This window comes from Nitrobacter sp. (assembly GCF_047149785.1).
GTDB lineage: Bacteria > Pseudomonadota > Alphaproteobacteria > Rhizobiales > Xanthobacteraceae > Nitrobacter.
In genome coordinates this window covers 3348148-3370068 of record NZ_BAAGBE010000001.1, presented here as the reverse complement: position 1 = coordinate 3370068, position 21921 = coordinate 3348148, and the positions used below count along the sequence as shown (strand labels likewise).

21 protein-coding genes are annotated in these 21921 nt (G+C 63.1%); 10 read left to right on the top strand and 11 right to left on the bottom strand.

What is annotated here, in order from left to right; translation table 11 throughout:
- Window positions 1-5: 5 nt before the first annotated feature.
- Window positions 6-1631: an FMN-binding glutamate synthase family protein gene (locus ACMDCM_RS15740; RefSeq protein ID WP_412774426.1), complete on the bottom strand. Its 1626-nt coding sequence runs from the start codon at window positions 1629-1631 to the stop codon at window positions 6-8.
- A gap of 336 nt (window positions 1632-1967) precedes the next feature.
- On the opposite strand from ACMDCM_RS15740, the gene ACMDCM_RS15735 reads away from it, so the two are divergent.
- Entirely contained in the window at window positions 1968-2126 is a 159-nt protein-coding gene (locus ACMDCM_RS15735; RefSeq protein ID WP_412774425.1) for a hypothetical protein, read from the top strand.
- A gap of 148 nt (window positions 2127-2274) precedes the next feature.
- Here ACMDCM_RS15735 and ACMDCM_RS15730 read toward each other — a convergent pair whose 3' ends face one another.
- The 4 genes from ACMDCM_RS15730 to ACMDCM_RS15715 form a co-directional block, all read right to left on the bottom strand.
- Window positions 2275-3525, bottom strand: a complete 1251-nt coding sequence (locus tag ACMDCM_RS15730; RefSeq protein ID WP_412774778.1) for an MFS transporter — start codon at window positions 3523-3525, stop codon at window positions 2275-2277.
- 93 nt (window positions 3526-3618) lie between these two features.
- Window positions 3619-4128, bottom strand: a complete 510-nt coding sequence (locus ACMDCM_RS15725; RefSeq protein ID WP_412774424.1) for a PRC-barrel domain-containing protein — start codon at window positions 4126-4128, stop codon at window positions 3619-3621.
- Between the two features lie 51 nt (window positions 4129-4179).
- A complete protein-coding gene (locus ACMDCM_RS15720) occupies window positions 4180-6384 on the bottom strand; it encodes an amylo-alpha-1,6-glucosidase (protein ID WP_412774423.1) in 2205 nt (734 codons plus the stop codon).
- A gap of 73 nt (window positions 6385-6457) precedes the next feature.
- Complete coding sequence (locus ACMDCM_RS15715; protein WP_412774422.1) at window positions 6458-8221, bottom strand: ABC transporter ATP-binding protein; 1764 nt, start codon at window positions 8219-8221, stop codon at window positions 6458-6460.
- 264 nt (window positions 8222-8485) lie between these two features.
- Between ACMDCM_RS15715 and ACMDCM_RS15710 the strand changes: the two genes are divergently transcribed.
- Together ACMDCM_RS15710 and ACMDCM_RS15705 are read left to right on the top strand one after the other, a co-directional pair.
- Window positions 8486-9553 carry a glycosyltransferase family 4 protein gene (locus ACMDCM_RS15710; protein ID WP_412774421.1) on the top strand — a complete coding sequence of 356 codons (1068 nt, stop codon included), beginning with the start codon at window positions 8486-8488 and terminating at the stop codon, window positions 9551-9553.
- 118 nt (window positions 9554-9671) lie between these two features.
- Window positions 9672-9908 (top strand): DUF3551 domain-containing protein, encoded by a 237-nt coding sequence (locus ACMDCM_RS15705; protein WP_412774420.1) that lies wholly within the window; start codon window positions 9672-9674, stop codon window positions 9906-9908.
- 185 nt (window positions 9909-10093) lie between these two features.
- Here ACMDCM_RS15705 and ACMDCM_RS15700 read toward each other — a convergent pair whose 3' ends face one another.
- From ACMDCM_RS15700 to acnA, 4 genes are all read right to left on the bottom strand, one after another.
- On the bottom strand, window positions 10094-10735 hold the full coding sequence (locus ACMDCM_RS15700; RefSeq protein ID WP_412774419.1) for a hypothetical protein: 642 nt from the start codon (window positions 10733-10735) through the stop codon (window positions 10094-10096).
- Between the two features lie 195 nt (window positions 10736-10930).
- Window positions 10931-11302, bottom strand: a complete 372-nt coding sequence (locus ACMDCM_RS15695; protein WP_412774418.1) for a DUF2794 domain-containing protein — start codon at window positions 11300-11302, stop codon at window positions 10931-10933.
- A 526-nt stretch (window positions 11303-11828) separates the two neighbouring features.
- Window positions 11829-12605 carry a DUF1223 domain-containing protein gene (locus tag ACMDCM_RS15690; RefSeq protein ID WP_412774417.1) on the bottom strand — a complete coding sequence of 259 codons (777 nt, stop codon included), beginning with the start codon at window positions 12603-12605 and terminating at the stop codon, window positions 11829-11831.
- Between the two features lie 174 nt (window positions 12606-12779).
- Window positions 12780-15497, bottom strand: a complete 2718-nt coding sequence (gene acnA / locus ACMDCM_RS15685) for an aconitate hydratase AcnA (RefSeq protein ID WP_412774416.1) — start codon at window positions 15495-15497, stop codon at window positions 12780-12782.
- 222 nt (window positions 15498-15719) lie between these two features.
- On the opposite strand from acnA, the gene ccmA reads away from it, so the two are divergent.
- The 7 genes from ccmA to ACMDCM_RS15650 all read left to right on the top strand — a co-directional run bounded on the left by ccmA (window position 15720) and on the right by ACMDCM_RS15650 (window position 20109).
- Entirely contained in the window at window positions 15720-16334 is a 615-nt protein-coding gene (ccmA, locus tag ACMDCM_RS15680; protein WP_412774415.1) for a heme ABC exporter ATP-binding protein CcmA, read from the top strand.
- A 247-nt stretch (window positions 16335-16581) separates the two neighbouring features.
- Window positions 16582-17250 (top strand): heme exporter protein CcmB, encoded by a 669-nt coding sequence (gene ccmB, locus ACMDCM_RS15675; RefSeq protein WP_412774414.1) that lies wholly within the window; start codon window positions 16582-16584, stop codon window positions 17248-17250.
- Window positions 17251-17342: 92 nt separating this feature from the next.
- Window positions 17343-18071, top strand: a complete 729-nt coding sequence (locus ACMDCM_RS15670; RefSeq protein WP_412774777.1) for a heme ABC transporter permease — start codon at window positions 17343-17345, stop codon at window positions 18069-18071.
- 4 nt (window positions 18072-18075) lie between these two features.
- Entirely contained in the window at window positions 18076-18255 is a 180-nt protein-coding gene (gene ccmD / locus ACMDCM_RS15665; protein WP_412774413.1) for a heme exporter protein CcmD, read from the top strand.
- Window positions 18252-18845, top strand: a complete 594-nt coding sequence (locus ACMDCM_RS15660) for a DsbE family thiol:disulfide interchange protein (protein WP_412774412.1) — start codon at window positions 18252-18254, stop codon at window positions 18843-18845. Before ccmD ends, ACMDCM_RS15660 begins: the two co-directional genes overlap by 4 nt.
- A gap of 247 nt (window positions 18846-19092) precedes the next feature.
- Window positions 19093-19455: a ComEA family DNA-binding protein gene (locus ACMDCM_RS15655; RefSeq protein ID WP_412774411.1), complete on the top strand. Its 363-nt coding sequence runs from the start codon at window positions 19093-19095 to the stop codon at window positions 19453-19455.
- Between the two features lie 57 nt (window positions 19456-19512).
- Window positions 19513-20109, top strand: a complete 597-nt coding sequence (locus tag ACMDCM_RS15650; RefSeq protein ID WP_412774410.1) for a hypothetical protein — start codon at window positions 19513-19515, stop codon at window positions 20107-20109.
- A gap of 49 nt (window positions 20110-20158) precedes the next feature.
- Here the strand turns inward: ACMDCM_RS15650 and ACMDCM_RS15645 are convergent, their stop codons facing one another.
- Both ACMDCM_RS15645 and ftsY read right to left on the bottom strand, forming a co-directional pair.
- Window positions 20159-20761, bottom strand: coding sequence for a septation protein A (locus tag ACMDCM_RS15645; RefSeq protein WP_412774409.1), 603 nt, complete (start codon window positions 20759-20761; stop codon window positions 20159-20161).
- 152 nt (window positions 20762-20913) lie between these two features.
- Window positions 20914-21861, bottom strand: a complete 948-nt coding sequence (gene ftsY, locus ACMDCM_RS15640) for a signal recognition particle-docking protein FtsY (protein WP_412774408.1) — start codon at window positions 21859-21861, stop codon at window positions 20914-20916.
- Between the last annotated feature and the right edge of the window lie 60 nt (window positions 21862-21921).

The window sequence follows — 21921 nt, the reverse complement described above, 5'->3', positions numbered from 1 at the left end:
CGACTTCAACCCGCCGGCGCGAACGAATCCGCCTGCGCCTGCGCCCAGGCATCGCGAAAGCGCGGATCGGCGGTGCCGTCGAGCAGTTCCCCTCGCCGCAATGTCGGATAAAGCGTATCGAACGACGCCACCTCGGTGTTCGATACGCGCTGCGAGAAGTGGACCGGGCGCAGCTCCCTCGGATGCTCCAGCCCCGCCGCCGCGATCAGTTCGGTCAGCGCCAGCAGCGTGGCGCGATGATAATTGTAGACCCGATCGAGCTTGTGCGGCACCACCAACGCGCGGCTGCGCGATGGATCCTGCGTGGCGATCCCGGTCGGGCAGCGATCGGTGTGGCAGTTCAGCGACTGAATGCAGCCGAGCGCGAACATGAAGCCGCGCGCCGAGTTGCACCAGTCGGCGCCCAGCGCCATGGCGCGCGCGATGTCGAAACCCGTCGCGATCTTGCCGGACGCGCCGATCATGATGCGATCGCGCGCATTGATGCCGATCAGCGCGTTGTGGACGAAGTTGACGCCCTCGCGCATCGGCATTCCGAGGTGATCCATGAACTCCAGCGGCGCGGCGCCGGTGCCGCCCTCGTTGCCGTCGACGACGATGAAATCGGGATAGATTCCGGTTTGCAGCATCGCCTTGCAGATGGCGAGGAACTCCCATTTGTGCCCGATGCAGAGCTTGAACCCGGCCGGCTTGCCCCCCGACAGCCGGCGCATCTCGGCGATGAATTTCATCATGCCGACCGGCGTCGAGAACGCCTTGTGACGAGACGGCGAAATGCAGTCCTCGCCCATGCCGACGCCGCGAATGCTGGAAATCTCCGCGGAGACCTTGGCTGCGGGCAAAACCCCGCCATGACCGGGTTTGGCTCCCTGGCTGATCTTGAGCTCGACCATCTTGATCTGGTCGTCGGCCGCGACGCGGGCGAATTCGCGGGCATTGAAGCCGCCGTCGCGGGTGCGACAGCCGAAATAGCCGGAGCCGACTTCCCAGATGAGGTCGCCGCCGCCTTCACGATGGTAGCGACTGACGCCGCCCTCGCCGGTGTCGTGGGCGAAGTCACCTTTTTTCGCGCCGGCGTTGAGCGCGCGCACCGCATTGGGGCTGAGCGCGCCGAAACTCATCGCGGATATGTTGAAAACCGACGCCGAATAAGGCTTCGCGCAATCCGGCCCGCCGATCGTGATGCGGAATTTCTCCGTCGCATGGGGCATCGGCGCTATCGAATGGTGCATCCATTCGTAGCCTTCGGCATAGACCCTTTCCTGGGTGCCGAACGGACGCTTGTCGAGCATCATCTTCGCGCGCTGGTAGACCACGGAGCGGGTGTCGCGGCTGAACGGCATGCCGTCCTTTTCGCTCTCGAAGAAATACTGCCGCATCTCGGGACGGATTTCCTCCAGCAGGAAACGGATATGCGCCGAAATCGGATAATTTCGCAGGACGGCGTGGCTCTTTTGCAGAAGGTCACGGATACCGAGCGCGGTCAGCGCTCCGAAGATCAGGATCGGAACGATCACGACCTTGAAAGTTTCGTGGTCCTCGATCCCGAAGCCGACCAGCAGCGCCGTGACCACCGCGCAGATCGTCAGGACGATGAAGCGCGGCGAAAAGGGAAGCAGCAACGTTTCCATGGATCCTCGCTGAAACGGGGCGCGACCGGCGAATACGCTGAGGGCCGGCAGGACGACGACCGCCGCCAAGTCCGGGCGCCGCCGCCCAGAGACGGTTTCCAGGCCCTGAGTCTCTCCGATACTACACGACATCCGCGGCGTTTGGACGCGCTGCTTTTCCTCAGGTCACCGCAACTCTTGTGCATAACCGGGAACGCAAGACCTCGGCGTGGGTTACCAAGCACTTGCTTTGATTTGGTGGATCATAGCTTTTCTTTTTTATTCAGGTCACCGGTGGCTTCGATGGCGGGCATTGAAAGCGGACTGATTCCAGGAATCACGAGATTCGATGGCATCATGGATATCGAATTCCTAAGGCAACAGGCAGAGCGCTGCCGCCGTCTCGCAAAGGGGACCGATCCGTTCACCGAAAAGCGCCTGCTCAAGCTCGCCGAAGAATACGAGGCACGGATCGCGGAGATCGAGAAACGCAACTCAGAACCCTGGAGCCATTAGAGCCTTAACCCGCCTCTGATGAAATCAGAAGCAGGCTCCCCACTGTTTTGATTTGACGCGTTTTCTTTACGCGAACCGGTGTCCGTCCTCGGGTCGAGGCCGCCCGAGCACATGTTTCGCTTGAAAAAGCTCTATGGGGCCGCTCAGCTTACGACCCTCGTTCCGATCCCTTCGCGAGGCGGGTTTCCGGCATGAGAAGCCAGACCACGAGCAGCCCCAACAGCGCGGCGGCGGCCAGTTCCATGAACGCGATGCCGTGCCCGAAATGATCGCTCGCATAGCCGGTAATCAAGGTGCTGAGCGAGGCGCCTATTCCGGCCGCGGTACCGATGACGCCCTGCGCGAGGTTGAAATGACCGGAGCCGAAAGCGACGTCTGCGACAATGAGCGGCGTCATGACGCCGAAGACCGCGGCCGTGACGCCGTCCAGCACCTGCACGGCGACCAGCAGCGACGGATCGTGGACTGTCGCGAACAACGCTCCCCGAACGGCCAGCGCGGCGAAAGCGACCATGAGCAGCGGACGGCGTCCCCATGCTTGCGCCTTGCGGCCGACCGAAGGCGACATCAAGGCGACGATCGCCTGGGGGACGATGATGCAGATCGCGATCAAAGCCGGCGCGCCCGCGCTCGAACGTTCGGTGACGATGCCCGCCATCAATGGCAGCATCGCCGCATTGGCGAGCTGAAGCAGGAAAACCGTACAGGCAAAAACGACCAGCGGCCGCCGATGCAGAAGATGGAGGACGCTGGTCGCATCGGGATCCGGCTTGGCGCGCGCAAGCGCCCCATGGGCCTGTTCGGGATCGATCTCCCGGTCGCGGATTCGCGCCAGCGACAGCAGCGTCGCGAACGCGAACGCGAAGCTCACCACGAACACGGCGCGACTCGACAGCAGGTATCCGACGGCGCCCATCACGCCCGCCGCCACGCCGTTGCCGAGCGATGCGAAGCGCGCATTGCGCCCGAGTCTCTCGCCGATCGCATGTGGTCCGACAAGACCGAGGCTGATCGCGGCGATCACAGGCCCGAGCACGCAACTCGCCGCGGCGTGCAGGATCGCAGCCAACGCAACGACCGGAAAGATCGGCCAGGCCGCATAGGCCAGCGCGCTGCCGCCGATCGTGGCGACGGCGAGCCCCGCGACCAGCCGCTCCGAGCGCGCCGCATCGACAATGGCGCCCCCCGGCATCTGACCGATCAGACCGATGATACCGCCGATCGACAGGATCAACCCGATCTCGGATTGTGTCCACTTCTGCGTGGTGAGATAGACCGCGACGAAGGGGCCGAATCCGGTTTGCACGTCGGCGAGAAAGAAGATGAACCAGTCGAGACCGCGCTGGCTTTGCGTCGACGGATGGGGGTCCCGCCCGCCGGCCGCGGGCGGCAGTTTCACATCGCCCACGCCCGCCCGCCGCTGGCGCGCGCTATCCGGATCGGATGATCGTCGGGCCAATCGCGCAAAGCAGATCGGAGGTCCTCCCCTTGATCACGGGCCCACATTGAGGGGCTGCAGCGCTCCCGACGCGCCCAGCACCACGACCGGCGCACCTTCCTTGTATTCCGGCGCCGCCTTCACCTGGTCCTGAGTCAGTTCGAGGCTGATGCTGTCGCTCGAGCCCTTCACCTTGCCAAACCGGAGCGCATTCCAGTCGACCGCGATCTTCCGGCTGCCGACCCCGAGGAAGCCGCCAAAATCGATCACGGCGGCGCGAGGCGCACTGGTCCGGTCCACGATCACGTCGACGATCCGTCCCATGTTCTGACCGCTCGTGCTCCGCACCTCGCGTCCCAACACGCCATGCGCGTCGGCGGGGCGAATCACGGTGATCGATGGCGGCGGAGTGGTCGCCTTGTCCGAAGGCTTTGCAGCCGCCGGCGGATTGGCCGGGTCGGGATTTTTTTGCGGCTGACCCGCGTCGTCGGCCATCGCGCGCGTGGCGGCGAAAACCAGGGCGGCTACGAGAAGACCGGCATTGATCGAGCCTTTTCGAGACATGAATCCTCGCTGCCCAATTGATCCAATTGCATCGTGGAGCGCGAAAGCGGCTTAGCGCGTTAGCACGATCGAGACCTGAATGTGACCTCGCGTCCGCAACACCTCGAGCGAGACATCCTCGTCATGACGGCGCAGGCGCAGATCGACGCTTGATTCACCGAGGCACAGCCCGCGCAGGATCACCTCGTTGAGGAACGCGGGAAGCCGCGGGTTGCGTAGCCTGATCTCGTTCCTCGCAGCATCGAACTCCAGGCCCAGCGCCGCTTCCAGCAGCGTGAAGGGCGTGGCGCTCGCCCATGCCTGCGGCGAGCAGGCGACGGGATAAAGCGTAGGTCCGCGCCGCGGCTCGCGCCGGAAACCGCAGAACAGTTCCGGCAGCCGCCGCAAATCCATGTATGTGGCCGCATCGAACAGTCCCTTGAAGACGTGTTCGACCGAATGCTTGAGGCCGTATCGCGCCAGGCCGAGCGCGATCAACGCGTTGTCGTGCGGCCAGATCGAGCCGTTGTGATACGACATCGGATTGTAGCGCGCTTCCCCACTGGCAACCGTGCGAATTCCCCATCCGGTGAAGAACGACGGCCGCATCAGATCGGCAGCGACCATGCGTGCCCGCTCCTCGCGGACCAGTCCCGTGAACAGCAACTGTCCCGCGTTCGAGGTTCGCACCTTGCAGGGCCGCTTCTTTCCATCAAGCGCCAGCGCGTAGGTGCGCAGATCCGGCAGCCAGAACGCTTCCTCGAACCGGGAGGCCAGGCGTTCAGCGGCGCGTTCCAGTTCGCCGGCGCGGTCGGTCAGGCCGAGCGCGCGCGCGCACCCTGCCGCCGATCGCTTGGCGGCAAAGACGTAACCCTGCACTTCGGCTAGCGCGATCTCGCCTTCCGCGAGCGTGCCGTCGGCATGGAAGATCGCGTCAAATGAATCCTTCCAGCCCTGATTGGCGAGCCCCTGCTCGGACGCGCGCAGATACTCGACGAAGCCGTCGCCGTCCGGATCGCCCGGGCCGTCGATCCAGCCCAGCGCGGCCTCGATCGCCGGCCACAGTTCTTTCAGGATCGACTCGTCGCCGGTGCGTTCGACGTAAAGCCCCGCCAGCAGCACGAACAGCGGCGTCGAATCGACGCTGCCGTAGTATCGCGCGAACGGCACCTCGCCCAACGCGGCCATTTCGCCGCCGCGCATCTCGTGAAGAATCTTTCCGGGCTCGGCATCCGCGGCGGGATCAATGACCTGAGCCTGAAACGCAGCGAGCCTCCTGAGAACGCCGCGCGCGATGCCGGGATCGATCCACAACATCTGCAACGCGGTTATCAGCCCATCCCGCCCGAACGTCGTCGAGTACCAGGGGATTCCGGCGTAGGGGTAGCGGCCGTTTGGCGTCTGCGTCATCAGGATATTCAGATCGGCCATCGACTGGCACAACACCTCGTTGAAGATGTTGTTCGAGGTCTCGATGTTCGTGGCGCCAGACCAGGCGCGCCGCATTTCGCGGCGATGCGCCAGCAGTCCCCGATAGAACGGGGCGGGCATCTCCGTCGCCGGCTTGTTGCAGGACACGGTGAAAAATATCGCGGTTGTCCGCTGCGGCGGCAGATCGAAGTGATAGATCGCGCTGTTGACGGACAGGCGCGTCGGGCGCGGCTCGAAATGCAGGCGCGAGGTTCGGACGACGTCGTCGAGGCCGATATAGGACAGCACGACGGTTGAAGAATCGGACAGTTCGCCGGCGCCGACGCCGCGGCGGGCCCGCCGCTCGCCACGCACCTCGAACAGATCCGCGAAATCGTTGTCAAACAGCAGGGAAAGATCGAAGCTCGCGGTCTGCTCGCCGTGGTTCTGAATGCCGATCCTCTGATACGCGGTCCCGCGCCAGAGGAAGATCGTGCGCACGATATGGATGGCGTCCTTGCGGAATACGATGCGGTCGCCATCATAGATATCCGGGTTGGTCAGATCGACCGTCAGGCCGGAATTGTCGTTGCGCAGGTTGGAGCCGAGCAGCAGCGGCTGCATGTCGTTGAGAACCAGCTCGAGCCTGGCAAGATAGCGCGTATCGGTATTGAACAACCCGTCGGGTCCTCCGGCGGAAGCTCCGATATCGCCGTGGCTGTCCAGCACGACAAAGGTATCGTCGTGTTTCAACGTTCGCCGAGGGCGGGCCGAGGGCCCGGTCATCGGAATATAGAACGGCGATTCCGACACGAGACCATCGGATGACGGCATGATCGTGATTTGAGCCGTCGCCTTGCCTGCCATCATCTGACTCCCCCCGGACCCCTTATCATCGTGCGGCCCCCGCCGACACCGACGCCCAACCCCGGCCGGCGTTTCAGGCCGCGTGAGCCGAGAGGCGGCTCATTTCCCTGACGACAAGCTGCCGGTAATGCCCGTCCTTGCGCATCAGGCGGCTGGGTTGACCATCTTCGATGATCTTTCCTTTCTTGAGCACGACCACGCGATCGAAATCGCGCAGGGTGGAAAGCCGGTGCGCGATCGCAATCACGGTGCGGCCCCGCATCAGGCGACCGAGCGCCTCGCGGATGGCTTCTTCGGATTCACTGTCCAACGCCGCGGTCGCCTCGTCAAGCAGCAGGATCGGCGCATCCTTGAGGAAGGCGCGCGCGATGGCGATGCGCTGGCGCTGGCCGCCGGAGAGTTTCACGCCGCGATCGCCGACCACGGTCGCGAGCCCCTCGGGCAGGCTCTCGACGAAATCGCAGCGCGCCGCGATGGCCGCGCGCAGCACCTCGTCGTCGGTCGCCGTAGGGCGGCCATAGCGGATGTTCTCGAGGATCGAGCGATGAAACAGGGAAATATCCTGCGGCACCACGGAGATCGCGGCGCGCAGGCTCTGCTGAGTGACCCGCGAGATGTCCTGGCCGTCGATCGTGACGCTTCCGCGCTCGGGATCGTAGAACCGCTGCAACAGGACGAACAGCGTCGACTTGCCGCCGCCGGATTCGCCGACCAGACCGACACGCTGCCCGGGCTGAAGCCGGAGACTGAACCGCTCGAACACCGCCTGACTGCCGGGATAACGGAACGTGACCGTGTTGAACGCGACGGCCGCGCCGTTTTTATGCAACGGCTCCGCTTCCGGGTGATCGATCAATTCGTGGGGCACCAGCAGCGTCGCGACCGCCTCGGACAGCCGCGCGACATGCTGGGTGATATCGACGAGGGCGACCGCCAGATCGCGCGTCGCATGCAGGATCGACAGGCCGAGCGTACAGACCAGCACGACGTCGCCGGTCGTGGCGCCGCCGCGCTGCCAGAGCGTGATGACCCATGCCAACAACGAAATGGTCAATGCAACGGTGACGGCGGCATGGGTGATCCTGAGCTTTTCGAGGTAGCGAAGGCTCCGCCCGCGCGCGCTCAGCTCGCGGCCGACGGTCGTATCGAACCGGTCATGCTCATGATCGATCCCGCAGAACGCCCTGACCAGCGGCATGTTGTTGACGACATCGACCATCTCGCCATCGACCGCCGCAGCCTTGTTGGCGAAATCGTCATGCAGGGGCTTGCCCGCCGCCGCCATTTTGAACATCGCGGCGACCATGACGCCTGCGACGATCGTCAGCCCCGCCGCCATCGACGGACTGACGGTTCCGATCAACATGATCGCGGCGATGGTCGCGATGCAGGGCGGCAGCACATTCCAGACCAGCATGTTTTCGACGGTATAAACGGCGTTCGACGTCGCCGTGATCCGGCTCGTCAGCATCCCCGGCATCCGATCGGCGAAGTAGCTCGGCGCATGGCCCGTCAGATGCCGGAAAATGTCGCGGCGCAGGTCGCCCGTCACGCCGACGAAAGTAAAGCTCGCGACCCAGCCCGCGATCCGCCACATGAAGTTGTCGGCGGCGATCAGCGACATGAGAAAGATGAATGCCAGCCATACGGCGCCGCTGTGCGCAGGCCCGTATGCCAGCGCATCGACCAGCGACTTGACGCCGTATTGCGTTCCCACCGAACAGGCGACCGCCGCCACGATGCAAAAAAGGATCGAAAGATGCGAAGCCAACCGCTGTCGGCAATAACGCAGCATGAATGAGAAAGGCCGACCGGCGTATCCCGAGAAATCGTCCATGTTCCCACCGAGGCGCTTTGAGGTTGCCGGATTGTTGAAGTCTTCGCGAGAGCCGGTTCGGCCGTCGCCGCACAAGACCCTCAGAAAAGCCGTCAATGCGCAGAAACTTCGTTGCAATGACCGCCTAACCTATCTGGAAGGCTGTGATGGCATCAGCAAGACGACAATGTGGAAGAATGTGGGGAACTGCGCCGACGCAAGAGCGTTCCTCGAATCCCATGATTTTAGATCTCATGAAACGTAAATGTGATAGGAGGCGATTAGATGCGCATTGCGCAGGTTGCTCCGTTGACGGAGGCTGTCCCGCCGAAACTGTATGGCGGCACCGAACGCGTGGTTCACTGGTTGACCGAGGAGCTCGTCTCCCTGGGCCACGACGTGACGCTTTTCGCCAGCGGCGATTCCCATACCTCCGCCCGGCTCGATGCGACATGGCCGAAAGCTTTGCGGCTCGATGGCGCGGTGCGGGACCCGAACGCCTTGCACATGGTGATGCTGGAGCGGGTCCGCCGGAAATGCGACAATGAAGAATTCGACTTTCTCCATTTCCATCTCGACTATTACCCCTTCTCCCTGTTCTCGCGGCAACCGACGCCGTTCCTCACGACCCTCCACGGGCGGCTCGACCTTCCGGAGCATCAGCCGGTATTCAACGCATTTTCATCAATTCCGGTGATTTCCATCTCGAACGCGCAACGCCGCCCGGTCCCGCAGGCCCGATGGCTGCGCACGATCTATCACGGGCTGCCGAAAGACCTGCTGACGCCGCAACCGATCACGCCGGGTTATCTTGCCGTGCTTGGCCGCATCGCTCCGGAAAAAGGCGTCGACCGGGCGATCAGGATCGCCATTCAATGCGGCATCCCGCTCAGGATCGCCGCCAAGGTCGATCGCGCGGATCAGGATTATTTCGATGAATGCATCCGCCCGATGATGAGCCATCCGCTGGTCGACTACATCGGCGAGATCAGCGATCGCGAGAAACCGGATTTCCTCAGCGGAGCGATCGGCCTGCTGCTGCCGATCAACTGGCCCGAGCCGTTCGGCCTCGTGATGATCGAGGCCATGGCGTGTGGAACGCCCGTCATCGCCTATAATCACGGCTCCGTTGCCGAGATCGTCGAGGACGGCCGGACCGGCTTTATCGTCGAGGACGAGATCAGCGCCGTCGCCGCCGTCAGCCGCTTGGCGTCGCTCGATCGCGTGGCGATCCGGGAAGAGTTCGAGGCGCGTTTCACGGCGCGGCGCATGGCGCTGGACTACCTCGATGCCTATCACGAACTGATCGAGGCCGCGACGCCGAGGATCAAGCTCGTCAGCAGCGCCGAATAATACGATATCCGACGGCTTGCATGTTCTGATGACTCCGAGGATGCTCGGTTCCCGCAACCATCCGGCGGGCCGGGCATTATTGGTTGGAGCGTGATTCATCACTCCACGGAGAAGCAACATGCGTTACCTGATCGGTGCATTTCTAGCCGCAGCTTCCGTGCTGACGATTTCCGCGGCAGCCGCGCCGGCCTCGGCGCACGAGTATAGGTACTGTCTGCAGGGCAGGGAGTGGGGTTATCCGGGAAACTGCCAATTCTCCACCTACAGGCAGTGCATGGCCACGGCATCAGGCACCTACGCCTATTGCGGCATCAATCCGCGCGCCGCTTTTCGCGAGCGAAGGCATTATCGGTAACCGAGGCGACCACTGGCGCCTTTTTGCTTCGTCAGAAGCGTGTTCCGTGATTCACGCGAACCGGTTCCATCGTCAAGTCAGGACGTGCCCGGCTCGAAAACACGCGCCTTATCTTGATTGAGCATGATCCGATCCGAAAACCGATTCCCGGCCCCGGATCAAGTCCGAGGCAGGCTTTTGGGAGATCATGAGCCCCGCTCATCCTTGAGAAAAGCGCCGAACAGAGCCTTTTTGAGGTTCCGCATGCCGTTTGAAATTCGCGACCAGTTGCAGGTCGAGAAAAGTTGCTCCTCACAGTGAGGGATCATCTTCGGGCGCGGGCGTGGGAGCAAGGTTGCGCGCTTGACCGTTTTCGGCGTTGTCGTCGGCCTGACGTTGATATTGCCGGAGCCGGCCACGTCATCAGCCTTGATCGTCGTCTTGATCGTCGTCCTGGCCTGCCCGACCTGCTGTCTTTCCCGGAAAAACGCCGCCGCGATGATGCTGCGCCGCTGGTCCTTGAGAAAAGCGGCATACTGCTCATCGATGTATTTCTGCTCTGCCGCCGTCGGGTTCGGTCCCGCGATATCGAAATGCCGGTTCTGCATAAAATCAAAGTAGGTGTAGCCGCCGCCGGGCTTGCGCCGGCCGGCGAACCGGGCCTCACATGCCGTAAGCCGCGCATTCTTGTCTTCGGGCGAGGTCGCGTTCTTTTCCGCGCCCGCGGCGCATTCCTCGAAGTCAACCGGCGCATGCGACCACCATCCGGCATGCGCGTCGGCAAAGACCAGCACGGCCATGCCGCACCCTATTGCGACCTCGGCCAGAAATCTTCTCGCGCCAGCCACCGCCAACCGCCCCGTCCCATCGCTGTTTGGAGCGAATGATTCTCAGGAAATATCGCTGCCTTGTCATCCCCGGTTTGAGATTTATCCCGCCTTTACTTTCCGTGAACGGCAGCGGAGCGGCCGTTCGAAAACGCTCTCACAAAGCCGGCGCGTGATCCCATCACGGCGTCGAAGCGACTGCCGGCCGAGGTCGCGTCAGACCAGCGCCAGCTTGCGGTCGATAACGAGCAGGACGCGATCGAGTTCGTGGCCGCGACGCAGCACCAGGCCGCTGGCCGAAATCACGCTATAGGCGCCCTGCTTGCGCGCCAGCCGCGGATCTTTCTCGATACGGTAGATCGGGACTTCGGAAGCGCGACGAAAGATGGAGAACACCGCGCGATCCTTGAGAAAATCGATGGTATAATCCCGCCAATCGCCGTCGGCCACCATACGCCCGTAAAGATTGAGGATGCGATTGAGTTCGAGACGGTCGAATGTCACCCGACCCGACACGGGAAGCGCGGCGAGACTGCGCTCTGCCGCGCGGCTCTCGCTTGGATCAACCTCGTCCGACGGCGAACTCATCGGCGCCTCCTGTCAAAGTGACGGCATGATCGCCCCGGATGCGCCTCGCCGCAAGAGGCCTTCGGAGCGATGTCTCCGGAGAGATCGAAGTCTCTGGAGAGAATCTCAAAGAGAAAGCCGTCTCGACCTTGCCGGGCCGCGTCGGCCTCCCGCGACCGGAACAGCGATTCCTGAGATCAATGATCAAAAATCATAATGCAGCCCAATTTCCGTCAAGCAACCGCCCCGCTGGACTGCGATACGGAACTCTCTGCGATGGCCCGATCCTTTCGGCACCGGATCCTCAGCCCCCAGCCCCCCGGCGCTGTCGGGGTCGGGCCCCTTCGCAGGGAAAGCAAACCTCCAGACCGCACAGGACCGGCGAAAGCTGGTCCTTTTTTCTTTTTGAAATTGCGCTTTCGAGAGACGCGATCCTCGATGCCCGATCATGCGCCAAGGACCTGCATCGCCCGCGTCGACGTGGCGGGGCCGGACAAGACCTCCGGGAATAACGATGCTGAAAACTGAAGACGACCAGGCGGCGGATTCAGCGCAGCGAGGTGTAGGCCGCGCCAAGCATCAGACCAGGCCTGTCGCGATTGCCGTCCTGCACGTACACGATGACGCCGTCGACGCCATCCCGCAAGATATTCTCCATCGGCACCGCCCAGGTACCGGCCTTGCCGGTCCAGTCGCCGACCTTGAGCCAACCTCGAACGACATTGTGGTAGGTCACTTCGCGGCCGCTGTTCTCACCGCGCCCGATCGCGATCGGCACCGCTCTCGCGATCGCGCATATCCAGATCTCGCCGTGATCGGAAGGATGATCGGCTTTGGCGGATGCGACCGACACATTGAGTTGCCTGCCCGACACCGTCATCGAAACCGGCACCGACATCACCTCGTCGTTCTTCCGCGTATCGCGAACGGCCATGTCGATGGCCGCGCGATCGTTGCCGATCACATGGGCCGATCCGTTGACGATCACCTGCGGCGTATAGACGTCGCGATCGCCGCGCATCAGCGAATAGGCCTTCTGGCGCGCGGTGAAGCGATTGTCGGCCAGCGTATCCTTCCAGCCGAGATAGTCCCAGTAATCGATCGGCATGCTCATCGCAACGATCGAGGGATCGTTGGAGAGATCGCCAAGAATCTTGTCGGCGGCCGGGCATGACGAACAGCCTTGCGACGTGAACAGTTCGACCACGGCGCGCGGATCCGCCAGGGCAGGACGAGCGACCGCGACGGACGCGCAAACGCCCAGCGCGCAAACGCCGAACAGTTGAGACAAACGATCACGCGACAAACAGCCTTGAGACATCATCGAGGCCACACCGAAACCGCGGCACGACGTGTGCCCGCGTTATGAAGGGAAGCATGCTTCCGACCGCGAGAGGCCGGCATTTTCATAGGCCGCCTTTCGCTCACCTGCCACTCAATTCGCGGTGAGGCCGTCACCGCCGGAATGGGGCGCGAATGCCGCAATCGGAGCACGAGATCACGCCGCGAGCTTGCGCAGCACATAATGCAGAATGCCGCCGTTGCGGTAATAGTCGAGCTCGTCGAGCGTATCGATGCGGCAGAGCAGCGAAACGCGATGCAGCGATCCATCGCGCGAGACGATGTCCGCCGTCAGCTTCTGGCGCGGTTTCAGATTGCCCTGCAAGCCGTGAATCGTAACCGTCTCGTCGCCTCGGAGTCCGATCGATTGCCATGACGCGCCATCCTCGAAGGTCAGCGGCAGCACGCCCATGCCGACCAGGTTGGAGCGATGGATGCGCTCGAAACTCTCGCAGATCACCGCGCGAACGCCGAGCAGCAGCGTGCCCTTGGCCGCCCAGTCGCGCGACGAGCCGTTGCCGTATTCAGACCCGGCGAACACGACGAGCGGCACGTTCTCCTGCCGGTACTTCATCGCCGCGTCGTAAATCGACATCTGCTCGCCGTCCGGCCAGTGCCTGGTCCATCCGCCTTCCGGGATATTGCCGTCGGCGCCCTTCAGCATGAAGTTCTTGATGCGGATGTTGGCGAAGGTGCCGCGCATCATCACCTCGTGATTGCCGCGCCGCGTGCCGTACTGATTGAAATCCGCCGGACGGACCTGATGCTCGCTCAGGTATTTGCCGGCCGGCGATGTCAGCTTGATCGCGCCCGCCGGCGAGATGTGATCGGTGGTGATCTTATCGCCGAACATGGCCAGGATACGGGCGTCGACGATGTCGGCGATCGGCTCCGGCTCCTTCTTCATGCCGTCGAAGTAAGGCGGGTTCTGCACGTAGGTCGAACTCATGTTCCAGCGATAGGTCTCGCTCTGCACGGTGTCGATCCCGCGCCAGTTGGCGTCGCCCTTGAACACGTCGGCATATTTCTTCTTGAAGATCTTCGAGGTTACGAACTTCTTGATGAAAGCGTTGATCTCCTTCGATGTCGGCCAGATGTCCTTCAGGTACACCGGCTTGCCGTCCTTGTCCGCGCCCAGCGGCTCGCGCGCGAGATTCCTGGTCACCGAGCCCGCCAGCGCATAGGCGACCACCAGCGGCGGCGAGGCGAGATAATTCGCCTGCACGTCCGGCGATACGCGGCCCTCGAAGTTGCGGTTGCCCGAGAGAACGGCCGCGGCGACGATGCCGTTGTCATTGACCGATTTCGAAATCTCCGGCGCCAACGGCCCGGAGTTGCCGATGCAGGTGGTGCAGCCGAACCCGACGAGGTTGAAGCCGACCTTGTCGAGATCGAGTTGCAGCCCGGAGTTCGCAAGATATTCCGCGACGACCTGGCTGCCCGGCGCCAGCGAGGTCTTCATCCACGGCTTCGCGGTCAGTCCCTTCGCCGCCGCCTTGCGCGCGAGCAGCCCGGCGGCGATCAATACGCTGGGATTGGACGTATTGGTGCATGAGGTGATCGCCGCGATCACCACATCGCCATGTCCGAGGTCGAAGTTATGGCCCTCCACAGGGAAACGCGCCGCGGCGTCGGTCCTTCTGTATTCACTGGCGAGCGCGCTCGCAAAACCGTCCGCGATCGCGGGCAGCGGCTGCCGGCCCTCGGGACGTTTCGGTCCCGCGAGCGAAGGCACCACCGTGCCGAGATCGAGCGTCAGCTTTTCGGTGAAGACCGGATCGGGCGACGCGGCGGTGCGGAACAGGCCCTGCGCCTTGGCGTATTTCGTCACCAGCGCGACGCGGGCCGCCGCGCGGCCGGAGGTCTTGAGATAATCGATGGTCGCGGCATCGACCGGGAAGAAGCCGCAGGTCGCCCCGTATTCCGGCGACATGTTGCCGATGGTCGCCTTGTCCGCCACCGACAGATGGTCGAGGCCGGGACCATAGAACTCGACGAACTTGCCGACGACGCCCTGCTGGCGCAGCATCTGCGTGACGGTGAGCACGAGGTCGGTCGCGGTCACGCCCTCCTTCAACGCGCCCTTGAGCTTGAAGCCGACCACGTCGGGCAGCAGCATCGACAGCGGCTGGCCGAGCATCGCGGCTTCCGCCTCGATGCCGCCGACGCCCCAGCCCAAAACGGCGAGGCCATTGACCATTGTCGTGTGGGAGTCGGTGCCGACCAGCGTGTCGGGATAGGCGACCTCGAAAGTGCCTTTCTTCTTGCCGATCGTCAGCTTCTCTTTCCTGGTCCAGACCGTCTGCGCCAGATATTCGAGATTGACCTGGTGGCAGATGCCGGTGCCGGGTGGCACCACGGAGAAATTCGAGAACGCTTTCTGGCCCCACTTCAGGAACTCGTAGCGCTCCCGATTCTGCCTGTATTCCTCGACCACGTTCCTGGCGAACGCCTTGTTGTCCCCGAAGAAGTTCACGATCACGCTGTGGTCGATGACGAGATCGACCGGCACCATCGGATTGATCCTCGCAGGCTCGCCACCGAGATTCTGCATCGCGTTGCGCATCGCCGCGAGGTCGACCACCGCAGGCACGCCGGTGAAATCCTGCATCAGGACGCGCGCCGGACGAAAGGAGATTTCATGCTGGAGCGTGCGCTTCCTCAGCCATTTGGAGAACGCGACGATGCTCTCCTTCGTCACCGAGCGGCCGTCCTCGTTGCGCAGCAGATTTTCCAGCAGCACCTTCATGGAATATGGCAGCCTGGAAATGCCTTTGAGACCGTTTCTCTCCGCAGCCGGCAGGCTGTAATAGGCGTAGCTCTTGCCGCCGACCTTGAGGGTTTTCAAACATTTGAAGCTGTCGAGCGAGGCCATGTGGAATCCCGATCCAAGGTTGGACGTTAGTAAGCGACCTGACGGTACTAAAACACCGCAAAAAGAGACTGGTGGGCGGGGTTTCGCTGCGGGAGATTTTGTGCTGCATCAAGTTCCCGTTTTATAGAGTCTTTCCGGATCGTCCGCCACGCCAACTATGCTTGCTCCCCGCCTTTCAGCCATGCACGGAGACCGCGCGAGGCTCCGCAAACTAGGGTCATCATGAAACTTTCAGGGCAGGATTTGCGGTGCGTACGGGGCGGACGGGAGGTTTTTTCCGGCCTCGATGTGACGGCGGAAGCCGGCCGGGCGGTGGCGATCACCGGTCCCAACGGCGCCGGGAAAACCTCCCTGCTGAGACTCCTGGCGGGGCTGTTGGCGATGGCGGGCGGTTCGATCAGCCTCGAGGGCGGCGACCCCGAGCTGACGCTGCCCGAGCAGGCACACTACCTCGGCCATCGCGACGCCCTGAAACCCGCGCTCAGCGTCAATGAAAATCTGTCGTTCTGGCGGGAATTTCTCGGCGGCGCGGCGCGCTCATCGGAGGCCGACGCCGCGCAGGCGTTAGCTGCGGTCGGACTCGACCACGTGGCGCATCTGCCGGCGGCCTATCTCTCGGCCGGGCAGCGGCGGCGACTGTCGATCGCGCGGCTATTGGCGGTGAAGCGGCCGGTGTGGCTGCTGGACGAGCCGACCTCGGCGCTCGACGCCGCCGGCCAAAGCGCCTTCGCCGCCATCATGAGCGCCCATCTTGCGGACGGCGGCATCATCCTGGCCGCAACGCACACCCCGCTCGGCATCGCCGCGCAGGAGCTTCGGATCGGGGGGACGGCGTGAACAAGCCGATCCTGTTTCCGGCGTCGATGCTTTCTGTTCCCTGCCGCCTTGTGGGGGAGTACCAGGGAGGGGCGTGCCTTGCAGCGCCCGGAGGTACTTCCGGTGACCGCGCCCCGACGTCTCCCGACAAATATAGTTTACGGATCGTATTACCCCTCTCCCCACCCCTCCCCCACAAGGGGAGAGGGAGCACGCTGCATACGTGGCTTGTTTCCAGCAAAAAAGAACGCGCACCGGGAAGGAAGGCATGACCGCCCTCGCCGCATTGATTCGCCGGGATATCAGCGTCGCGCTTCGCGTCGGCGGCGGCGCGCTGATCGGCGTGCTGTTCTTCCTCACGGTCGTGGTGCTGATGCCGTTCGCGGTCGGCCCCGACCTCGCGCTTTTGAAAAAACTCGGCCCCGCGATCCTCTGGCTCGGCGCGCTGCTTGCAAGCCTGCTGACGCTCGATCGCCTGTTCACAGCCGATCACGACGACGGCTCGCTCGACCTCATCGTCATGAGCCGCACGCCGCTCGAACTGGCCTGCGCGGCGAAGGCGCTGGCGCACTGGCTGGCGGCGGGGCTGCCGCTGGTCGCCGCGACGCCGGTGCTGGGGCTGCTTCTCAACCTCGACGGCACCGCGACCGGCGCGGTGGCGCTGACGCTCCTGGCGGGAACGCCCGCGCTCACCTTCACCGGCATGATCGGCGCCGCGCTCGCCGTCGTGCTCCGTCGCGGCGGCCTGCTGCTCTCCGTGCTGGTGCTGCCGCTGTCGATTCCGGTGCTGATTTTCGGCGTCGCCGCCTCCAACGCCGCGGTGTCCGGACCGTCACCGTTCGGCACGCCGTTCTCGATTCTGTGCGCACTGTCGCTGATAAGCCTCGTGATCGGCCCGTTCGCCGCCGCGACGAGCCTGCGGCACGGGCTGGATTGACGCCCGATGCGGCCGATCAACTTTTGCTCATGCGGGAAACCTGGCTCAAATCCGCATTGCCTGCGCTGGCTTCGGCGACTATCAGTGGTGCCATGACGCTGATCGATCTCGCCAATCCCTCCCGATTTCTCACGCTGGCCGGCCGGATTCTGCCGTGGCTCGCGGCCCTGACCGTGCTTGTGCTCGCGATCGGACTTTACCAGTCCGCGACCGCGCCCGACGACTACCAGCAGGGCGCGACCGTCAAGATCATGTTCATCCACGTTCCCAATGCCTGGCTGTCGATGTTCGTATGGAGCGTGATGAGCGTCGCGGCGCTCGGCACGCTGGTGTGGCGGCATCCGCTGGCCGACGTCGCGGCCAAGACCGCCGCTCCGATCGGCGCGGCGTTCACGTTCCTGGCCCTGTTGACGGGATCGCTGTGGGGCCGCCCGATGTGGGGCACCTACTGGGAGTGGGACGCGCGGCTGACCTCGGTGCTGATCCTGTTCCTGATGTATCTCGGCCTGATGGCGCTGTGGCGCGCGGTCGAGGACCCATCGCGCGCCGCGCGCGCCGCGGCGGTGCTGACGCTGGTCGGAGCGATCAATATTCCGATCATCAAGTTCTCGGTGGACTGGTGGAACACGCTGCATCAACCGGCCTCGGTGCTCCGCATGGGCGGCTCGACGCTGGACCGCGCCTTCCTGATTCCGCTGCTGGTGATGGCGGTCGGATTCACGCTGCTGTTCCTGACCCTGCATATCGCGGCGATGCGCAATGAAATCCTGCGCCGCCGCGTCCGCACCCTGCAGATGCTGCAAGCCAGCAAATCGGCGTGATGACATGACGCTCGGTCCCTACGCCTCCTTCATCATCATGTCCTATGTCGCGGTCGCGGCGGTGGTCGCGGCGCTCATTATCTGGGTGATCACCGACTACCGGAGCCAGAAAGCGCGCTTGCGCGACCTCGAGGCCGCCGGCGCCGTCAGGCGATCGGGACGAAGCGCGGCGAACGTCAAATGACCGACCCCGCAATTCCCGGCGAAGCGCCGAAACGACGCTGGCTGATGGCGCTGCCGTTGGCGGTATTCGCCGCGCTGGCGCTGGTGTTCTGGCTCCGGCTCGGCGACACCGACATTTCGCGGATCCCGTCGGCGCTGATCGGCCATCCCGCGCCCAAAACCACGCTTCCTCCGCTGCCCGGTCTCGTCAGCGACGACAAGCCGGTGCCGGGCATCGATCCCGCGAGTTTCAAGGGCAAGGTCAGCCTGGTCAACGTCTGGGCGTCCTGGTGCGTCCCCTGCCACGCCGAGGTGCCGCTGTTGATCGAACTTGCCAAGGACCGGCGGGTTCAATTCGTCGGCATCAACTACAAGGACGCGCCGGACAACGCCCGCCGTTTTCTCGGCCGCTACGGCAATCCGTTCGACATGGTCGGCATTGACGGCAACGGCCGCGCCTCGATCGAATGGGGCGTCTACGGCGTGCCGGAGACATTCGTGGTCGGACGCGACGGCACCATCGCCTACAAGCTGGTCGGGGCGATCACGCCGGAAAACGTCGACGCGGTCTTGAGGCCGGAAATCGAGAAGGCGCTGAAAACAGGCTCCTGAGATCGGCTTTGACGCAGCAAAAGCCGTCACCGGCCATTCCGGGACGGTCCGCAGGACCAGACCCGGAATCCGGACACAAGTCGCGCGCAACTTTACTGGATTCCGGGTTCGTGCTTCGCACGTCCCGGAATGACGGTTACAATAATTTTCCACTTTTATCTGCCGTTCATTTGGCGGCCATCGCGCCGCCCCAAATCCGCAGATAGCTTCGCATCGATAGCAACAGCCCCCGGGAGGGAGATTTTTCATGCGTCATTTCACGCTCGCCTCGATCACCGCCGCCGCGCTTGCGCTCGGTCTTCTCGCTTCAACGCCGTCGATGGCCCAGTCGACCCAGCCCGCCGCCAAGTCCGACAGGATGGCGCCTGCCGGAAAGATGGCACCCGCCGGCAAGATGGCGCCCGCGAACTCCGAGGCGGCCAAACTCGACATCAACACCGCGACCAAGGAAGAACTGATGGCCTTCAAGGGCATCGGCGACAAGTATTCCGACAAGATCATCGCCGGCCGTCCCTACGCCAAGAAGGACCAGCTCGTCTCCAAGAAGATTCTTCCCGAAGCGACCTACAAGAAGATCTCCAGCCAGATCATCGCGTCGCAGCCGAAGTAACGCCGAGTTCTTTTTGAACGCATCGGCGCTCACGCGCCGATGCGGCGGCACACCGCCATGAGAAACCCCGCTACAGATTCGGCGAAGGCCTCAGAAAAGCCTTTGGCATTTGAGGACAGATTCATTTACTGGCCGACGTATGCCGGTGCCGCCGTAATGCTCTTTGCCGCTTTTGTGCTCTCGTGGCCCGTTGCCGCGATCGCTTTTTCGATGCTGTTCTTGATGTGGGCTCCGTTTTTAGCCTTTATAATAATCATTTCATCCGTCGTAGTCCTCTGGACAATCATCCGATCCGCAATTCGTCGTCAGTGGCGCATGGCAATCTCAGCCTGCGCATTTCCATTGTTGCTGTTGGCAGCGCTTCCCTTCGCTCGCCACGCAGCGACGGTCGTCGACCGCGTTCATTTTCTTTTGTACGAAAATGAGTATAGGGACCATATTGCCCATCTCGACCAAAAGGACGCGCGACTGGCTTTCTTCGATTGGGGCGGCAACGCCATGGTCGGTCTGAACCGGTTTGTCGTCTACGACGAGAGCGATGAGATCATGCTGCCTGCATCGAAGCGATCAGCTCAATTTTCCAAACGCATTGGGTCCGACCGTTTTAGGAACGTTGTTCGCCTTGCACCGCATTTTTATGTCGTCGACGAATAGTCCTTGAGGGCATAACCGCGCTTCTGATTCCATCAGAAGCGGAAAGACTCTAGCCTTTCCCGATATCCCCCTCCTTCGCGTCGCTGGCCTCGAGCGATTCGGGCGCGAGTTCGTAGCGTCTGGCCAGCGGCATCTGCATCATCGCGAAGATCATGGTGAGCGGGACCGCACCGAAAACCTTGAAATTGACCCAGAAGTCCGTGCTCTGGGTCCGCCATATGATCTCGTTCAGAACCGCCATGCCGAAAAAGAACAGCGCCCAGCGCAGCGTCAACACCCGCCAGCCCTTCGGCGTCAGGTTGAACACCTGATCGAACATCATCGCGATAAAGGAGCGGCCGAACAACAATCCGCCGCCGAGCACGGATGCGAACAGCCCGTAAATGATGGTCGGCTTGACCTTGATGAAGGTCTCGTCGTGCAGCACCAGCGTCAGCGTACCGAACACAAGGACGACGAGGCCGGTGACCAGCGCCATCAGCGGGATATGTCGCGTCACGATGTAGGACGCGATCATCGCGGCGACGATCGCCACCATGAACGCGGCTGTCGCGACGAAAAGGTTGAACTTCGCGTTGGCGGCGAAGAACACCAGGAGCGGGCCGAGTTCGGTCGCGAGCTTGAAGAGAGGATGCGGTTGCTTCTTGTCCATTAGGGCTTCCGGTTTTGATGGAATCGGGACTCTGTTCTCGTCATTGCGAGGAGCGGGGCGACGAAGCAATCCAGATGCTTTAAAGCGGACTGGATTGCTTCGCTCCGCTCGCGATGACGACGAGTTGCGTTTCCATTTGAAGATGAACTGTTCTAACCCTCGATCCCCGCAACCGCCTTGGCAAAGTCCTTCGCGGTGAACGGCGCAAGATCGTCGACCCCCTCGCCGACGCCGATGAAATGCACCGGCAGTCTGTGCTTTTCCGCCAGCGCCACCAGAATGCCGCCGCGCGCGGTGCCGTCCAGCTTGGTCATCACCAGGCCGGTGACGCCTGCGGTGCGATGAAACGCCTCGACCTGCGACAGCGCGTTCTGTCCGACGGTGGCGTCGAGCACCAGAAGCACCGCATGCGGCGCCGATTCGTCGACCCTGCGGATGACGCGAACCATTTTTTCCAGTTCGTTCATCAGTTCCGCCTTGTTCTGCAGACGGCCGGCGGTGTCGATCAGCAGCACGTCGCGCCGGTCGTTGCGCGCCTCGGTCAGCGCGTTGAACGCAAGGCTCGCCGAATCCGATCCTTGCGCGCCCGCGACGACCGGCGATCCGGTGCGTTCGCCCCAGACCTTCAATTGATCGATGGCTGCCGCGCGAAACGTGTCGCCCGCCGCCATCATCACCTTGCGGCCCTCGGCGGACAGTTTTGCCGCGAGCTTGCCGATGGTCGTGGTCTTGCCGGAGCCATTGACGCCGACCATCAGGATGACGAACGGCTTTTGGGTTTCGTCAATGACCAGCGGCTGCGCCACCGGCGCGAGGACTTTTTCCACTTCTGTCGCGACGACAGTCTTGACCTCGTCGGCGGAGATCGCCTTGTCGTAACGCCCCTCGCCCACGGCGGCCGCGATCCGCTCCGCGACCGCGGTTCCGAGGTCGGCGCGCAGCAGCACGTCCTCGATATCGTCGAGCATCGCGCGGTCGAGCTTGCGCCTGATGACGAGATCGGCCACCGCCGTGCCGATCGAGGTGGAGGTCCGCTTGAGGCCGCCGGACAGCCTGCGCCACCAGCTCTGTTTCGATTTGTCGTCGGTGCTGTCGCTCATCGTGGAGGTGTGTTAGCCGTTTCGACCTGCGAGCGAAAGACTTGCGCGGCATGATCCCGA